Genomic DNA, 6,779 nt, shown 5'->3' on the forward strand with positions numbered 1-6,779 from the left:
CCACGGAAGCTTAATCTTTCGTCCTTAATAAGTATAGTAAAATTATGCGTATAAGGACGAGAGATTTTTTTATTTATAATAAATTAATGAAGAAACTTCAAAAGGGGGCAATTCAATGTTATACAAAAGTACCAGAGGAAAAGGAAAAGTTGTAAAGGCATCGGAAGCTATAATTAAAGGTATAGCAGAAGATGGAGGATTATATATACCAGAGGAATTTCCTAAAATTACGGAATCCTTTGAAGAACTTGGGGCTATGACCTATCAGCAACTTGCATTTTATATTATTAAAAAGTATTTTGATGATTTTAGTGATGATGAACTTAAAAACTGTATAGATAAAGCTTATGATGAAAAGTTTGAAAATCCATATATAGCACCATTAAATTACAAGTCAGGAGCATATTTTTTAGAACTTTATCATGGAAAGACATTAGCTTTTAAGGATATGGCATTAAGCATACTTCCACATCTTTTAAAAACAGCAGCAAAGAAGGTAGGTATAACAAAGGAAATAGTTATTCTTACAGCTACATCAGGGGATACTGGAAAGGCAGCTTTAGATGGCTTTGATAGTGTAGATGGAACAAAAATTGTAGTTTTTTATCCTAAGGATGGAGTAAGTGAAATTCAGAGAAGACAAATGACTACACAAGAAGGAGAAAATACTTTTGTAGTGGGTATAGAAGGTAATTTTGATGACGCTCAAAGTGGGGTTAAAGAAATATTCAGTGACGAAAAGCTTAACCAGTTCTTAAATGAAAAGGGATATATGTTCTCTTCTGCAAACTCTATAAATATAGGTAGACTTGTACCTCAAGTAGTTTATTATGTTTATTCCTATGTAAATTTATTAAAAGATAAAAAAATAAAAAATGGAGAGAGCATAAATGTAGTTGTGCCTACAGGTAACTTTGGTAATATACTAGCTGCTTTCTATGCTAAGAACATGGGAGTGCCAATAGGCAAATTTATTTGTGCATCTAACGAGAATAAAGTACTTGCAGATTTTGCGAATACTGGAGTTTATGATAGAAGAAGAGAGTTTTCTGTAACTAATTCTCCTTCCATGGATATTTTAATATCAAGTAATTTAGAAAGATTTTTATATGAAATAAGTGGTAGGGATGAAGAACTTATAAGCACACTCATGGAACAGCTTAAAAAAGACGGCAAGTATGAATTAAATGATCAAATGAAGGATAGGCTAGGAATTTTATATGGAGATTTTGCTACAGAAGAAGAAACTCTTTTAGCTGTTAAGAAGGTTTATGAAGCTTCAAATTATGTTATTGATACTCATACAGCAGTGGCTTATGATGTTTATGAAAAATACAAGAAAAATACAGGAGATAATGCTGTTACAGTAATAGCATCTACTGCAAGTCCATTTAAGTTCCCAAAAAGCATAAATGAAGTCTTGAATTTTGCAGATAAGAATGCTTCAGAGTTTGAAATGGTGGAAGCTTTATCAAAGAACCTAGACCTAAAAATACCTAAGGGAATAGAAGGATTAGATAAAAAAGAAATCCGTCATAAAACAACTTGTAAAAAAGATGAAATGAGAGAAGTAATTAAAAAGTTTTTAGGGGTGTAGGTGAGATCATGATAGAAGTTAAAGTGCCTGCTACAAGCGCAAATATGGGGCCAGGGTTTGATTGCCTCGGAGTAGCAGTTGACATGTATAATAGATTTTTAGTAGAAGAAATTGAAGAAGGACTTATTTTTGAGGGCTGTGATGATAAATTTAAAAATGAGGACAATTTAATATATATATCTATGAAGAAATGTTTTGAAAAAATAGGATATAAACCTACTGGCTTAAGAATAAAAATAGAAAGTGATGTACCAGTATCCAGAGGTCTTGGAAGCAGTGCTGCGTGTATAGTAGGTGGAGTTGTCGGCGCAAATGAATTAGCAGGAAGAGTACTAAATAAAAAAGAAATTTTAGAATTGATATCAGAGCTAGAAGGTCATCCAGATAATGTGCTTCCAGCATTTTTAGGCGGGGTAGTTGTTTCAGCATATGAAAATAAGCAACTTATTTATAGCAAGGTGAATGTGAAAGAAGGTATTAAGTTTTGTGCACTTATTCCAGAATTCACATTGTCTACAGAAAAAGCAAGAGGAGTATTGCCTAAAACTATAGATTATAAGGATGGGGTATTTAATTTAGGCAGAGTTGCTCTTATGGTATCTGCATTAAATAATGGAGAATTCCACTTAATTAAAGATGCTTGTAAAGATAAATTGCACCAGGATTATAGAGCAGGGCTTATAGAAAATTTTTATTCTATACAGAAGGAATGTGAAAGACTTAATTGCTTGGGCGTATTTTTAAGTGGGGCAGGACCAACAATTATGGTTATGATTAGAGAAGAAGATAATGATTTTTCAAAGGAAATTCAGAAATTTTTAGATACTTTACAAAGTAAGTGGTTAGCTAAAGAGCTTAAAATGGATACAGTAGGGACTGTAGTTAAAACTATAGATTCAGTAACTAAATAGCATAAAAATATTGTTATTTTATAAATATATTGGGGGGCCAAAAATGAATAATTTAATTGTTGCCAAGTTTGGAGGAAGTTCACTTGCAAGTAGTGAACAGTTTAGAAAAGTAAAAGGTATAGTATTTGATAATGAAAATAGAAGATATGTTGTACCTTCAGCACCAGGTAAGAGATTTAATAAGGACTACAAAATTACTGATCTTTTATATCTATGTCATGCTCATGCTGAAAATGGTATATCCTTTGATGATGTCTTTAAAATAATCGAGGAAAGATATGTTACTTTAGCTAAAGAGTTAGAAGTTAGAATAGATATAAAAAAATATCTTGATGAAGTAAAAGAGAAAGTTGCAGAAGGAGCTTCTGCAGATTATACAGCTAGCCGTGGAGAATACTTAAACGGATTAATTTTAGCAGATTATTTAGAGTATGAATTTGTAGATGCGGCAGAAATTATACGTTTTAAAAATAACGGTAAATTTGATCAGGAAGCTACACAAAAAGCTTTTGATGAAAGAATGGCAGGAGTAGAGAGAGCAGTTATACCAGGTTTTTATGGAGCAATGCCTGATGGAACTGTAAAAGTCTTCTCAAGAGGTGGTTCTGACATAACTGGATCAATAGTTGCAAGATGTTTAGGTGCAGAACTTTATGAAAACTGGACAGATGTTTCAGGATTCTTAATGTCAGACCCAAGAATTATAGAAAACCCTAAGCCAATAGAAGTAGTAACTTATAAAGAACTTAGAGAACTTTCATATATGGGAGCAAGTGTACTGCATGAGGAAAGTATATTCCCAATTAGAGATGCTGGGATTCCTATAAATATTAAGAATACTAACAGACCAGAGGATAAGGGAACCTTAATTATAGGTGATGATAAGCCTGTAAGCTATAGTGGAACAATTACAGGTATAGCAGGTAAAAAAGGATTTACAGTTATCGCTATAAATAAAATGCTTATGAATTATGAAAAAGGTTTTTGCAGAAAGTTACTTTCCATATTAGAAAGTCATGGAGTATCCTTTGAGAATATGCCATCAGGTATAGATTCTGTTTGTTTAGTAATAGAAGATACACAACTTGGAGATAAGTTAGATAGTATATTAGAAGATATTAGAAAACAATGTAATCCAGATTCCTTAGAAGTTCATCCTAATATGGCCCTTATAGCTACAGTTGGAAAAGGAATGAGTAAAACTAAAGGAATATCTTCAAAGGTATTTAAGGGACTTGCGGATGCAGATGTAAATATCAGAATGATTAATCAAGGCTCTAGTGAAATAAATATTACTGTTGGTGTGGAAAATGATGAATTCGAAAAAGCACTCAGGGGTATATATAAAGCTTTTACAAATTAATTTTTGAAGCAAGATCTTAATTCAGATTGGGATTTTTTTACCCTATCTGAATTTTAGAGCTGCGAATGCATGACTTCCTTGGCGTTGAACTCCCACTTGAAAAAGTGGGAGACTTACGCCAAGTTAGTCAGGTTAAATTAGAAAGGAGAGGGAATTATTATGAAAAAGGTTAGAATTGCATTATTAGGTTTGGGAAACGTAGGTAAAGGTGTTTGGAATATATTAAAATCCAATAAAGAAGCTATAATGAAAAGATCAGGTTATGATATAGAAATAGCAAAGATACTAGTAAGAGATATAAACAAAAATAGAACAGTAGAGGTGCCAGAAGAGCTTTTAACTACAAATGCAGATGAAATATTCAATGATGACAGTATAAAGATTGTAGTAGAGGTTATTGGAGGATTAGAACCTGCTAAAGACTATATATTAAACGCAATAAGAGGAAAGAAACATGTTGTAACAGCAAACAAGTTCCTTATAGCAACTAATGGAAAACAAATTTTTAAGGAAGCTGAAGAACAAGGAGTTATCGTAAATTTTGAGGCTAGCGTAGCAGGCGGAATCCCTGTAATACATGGTATAAATGAAAGCTTAACAGCTAATAAGATAGAACAAGTTATAGGAATAATCAATGGAACTACAAATTATATATTAACTAAGATGACTTTAGAAGGCATGGATTTCGAAAGTGCTCTTAAAGAAGCACAAGAAAAGGGTTATGCAGAAGCAGATCCAACTTCTGATGTAGAAAGTTATGATGCAGTTTATAAATTAGGTATTTTAACTACTTTAGCTTTTGAAACTGACATAGATGTAAATAATATATATAGAGAAGGAATAACTAAAATAAAATCTAAAGATATAGAATATGCTAAGGAATTAGGATACGTAATAAAGCTTTTATCTATAGTTAAAGAAGTAAATGGAAAGCTAGAAACTAGAGTACATCCTACAATGATTCCTGCAATTCATCCTTTAGCTAATGTTAATGATTCTTTCAATGCTATCTTCATTAAAGGAAATGCTGTAGGAGATTTAATGCTTTACGGAAGAGGGGCTGGAGAACTTCCAACAGGTAGTGCTGTAGTTGGAGATATTATATCAGTTTTAAGAAACGAAGAAGTGCCTCCTATAAAAAGACAATACACTAACAAAGAATTAGTTGCTGCAGAGGATATTAAATCTCAGTATTATTTAAGAATTACAGTAAAAGATCAACCAGGGGTTTTGGGAAAGATTACTACTATATTTGGAGAAAATCAAGTTAGTATCTTATCTTTCATACAGAAACCTAAAAAAGAAGATTTTGTATCATTAGTTCTTGTTACTCATGATACTTTTGAGGGTAATATTAATAAATCCTTAGAAGATATACAGAAATTAAATATGGTGGATAAAATTAAAAACGTAATTAGAATTGAAAACCTAAGCTAAAAAATAATAAGAAATTTAATTTACAAATTTAAATTGGAATTATATAACAGAAATTGTCTAGTACTAATGGTACTGGATAATTTCTGTTTGTTTTTTGGGGATTTAGGCATATAATTGAAAAAATGTAAATATACTATAACTCTATATGTTTATATTGGAAGGGGAGTAATCATTTTCATCGTTAGATTACACAAGTAAACTCCAATTATTAGTATTTATGGCATTTATAGAAGGTAAAATAAAACTTTTGTAGAATTAATATACAAGTAACAATTACTTAAAAAGAGGTGAGTGGTATGCAGCTAGGAAACAAATCTTTTATATCAAACTATGATATTCACCTTTTTCATGAAGGAACTCATTATGAGTCTTATAAATTCATGGGGGCGCATTATGTAAAAGAGGGTGAAGTTTGGGGAGTAAGATTTACAACCTGGGCTCCAAAGGCTATAGATATAAGAGTAGTTGGGGAGTTTAATGACTGGAAATCTAAAGAGGAATATTCTTTTGAAAGATTGTCTAGTGAAGGACTATGGAGTTTATTTGTTCCAAGGCTAAATGGAAGTTTTGTGTATAAATATGAAATAACTCAAAAGAACGGAAAAAAGGTTTTAAAGGCAGATCCCTATGGATTATATAGTGAAAAGAGGCCTAATACAGCTTCTTATTTCGTAAAAAAGAGCAACTTTAAATGGAAAGATAAAAAATGGTTAAATCTTAGAACTTCTAAAAACATATATGAAAGTCCTATAAATATTTATGAGATACATTTAGGATCATGGAAAAGAAATGAAAAAGGAGAGTTTTTAAATTATAGAGAAATAGCAGAAGAGTTATCTTTATATGTGGAGAGGATGGGATACACTCATGTAGAAATAATGCCTGTAATGGAACATCCGTTAGATGATTCTTGGGGTTACCAGCTAACAGGATACTATGCAGTTACTAGTAGGTATGGAAATACAGATGACTTCAAATACTTAATAGATACTCTACATAGATCAGGTATAGGAGTGATACTGGATTGGGTTCCAGGACATTTTTGTAAAGATGAGCATGGCCTCTATAGATTTGATGGCACACCTACATATGAATATGAGGATACAAACAAATCGGAAAATAGAGGTTGGGGAGCAGCAAATTTTGACCTAGGGAGATCAGAGGTAAAAAGTTTTCTAATATCAAATGCATTGTTTTGGCTCAAGGAATATCATATTGATGGATTAAGGGTAGATGCAGTAACAAACATGCTCTACCTGAATTATGATAGAAAAGAAGGAGAGTGGACTCCAAATAAAAATGGAGGTAGTGAAAACTTAGAAGCTGTTGAATTTTTTAAAGAGTTAAACACAGCCTTATTTAATGAATTTCCCAATCTGTTAATGATTGCTGAAGAATCCACTTCATGGCCTATGATAACAAAGCCCGCAGACATAGGAGGGCTAGCATTTAATTTCAAATGGAATATGGG

5 protein-coding genes and 1 other annotated feature (1 of these 6 cut by a window edge) are annotated in these 6,779 nt (G+C 31.9%); all 5 genes read left to right on the forward strand.

Features of this window, described 5'->3' with window-relative positions:
• Positions 1-29: a binding site (T-box leader), on the forward strand; it begins 250 nt to the left of the window's first position.
• Between the two features lie 86 nt (positions 30-115).
• Positions 116-1,597 carry a threonine synthase gene (thrC, locus tag CLMAG_RS30215; RefSeq protein ID WP_066631239.1) on the forward strand — a complete coding sequence of 494 codons (1,482 nt, stop codon included), beginning with the start codon at positions 116-118 and terminating at the stop codon, positions 1,595-1,597.
• An 8-nt stretch (positions 1,598-1,605) separates the two neighbouring features.
• Positions 1,606-2,508: a homoserine kinase gene (thrB, locus tag CLMAG_RS30220; protein ID WP_066631240.1), complete on the forward strand. Its 903-nt coding sequence runs from the start codon at positions 1,606-1,608 to the stop codon at positions 2,506-2,508.
• Positions 2,509-2,551: 43 nt separating this feature from the next.
• Positions 2,552-3,871 (forward strand): aspartate kinase, encoded by a 1,320-nt coding sequence (locus CLMAG_RS30225; protein ID WP_066631241.1) that lies wholly within the window; start codon positions 2,552-2,554, stop codon positions 3,869-3,871.
• A 159-nt stretch (positions 3,872-4,030) separates the two neighbouring features.
• Positions 4,031-5,308, forward strand: a complete 1,278-nt coding sequence (locus tag CLMAG_RS30230) for a homoserine dehydrogenase (protein ID WP_066631242.1) — start codon at positions 4,031-4,033, stop codon at positions 5,306-5,308.
• Between the two features lie 296 nt (positions 5,309-5,604).
• Positions 5,605-6,779 (forward strand): 1,4-alpha-glucan branching protein GlgB (gene glgB / locus CLMAG_RS30235; protein WP_066631245.1); only part of this gene is annotated, 1,175 nt, incomplete at its 3' end.

Source organism: Clostridium magnum DSM 2767 (assembly GCF_001623875.1).
Taxonomy (GTDB): Bacteria; Bacillota; Clostridia; order Clostridiales; family Clostridiaceae; genus Clostridium_AM; species Clostridium_AM magnum.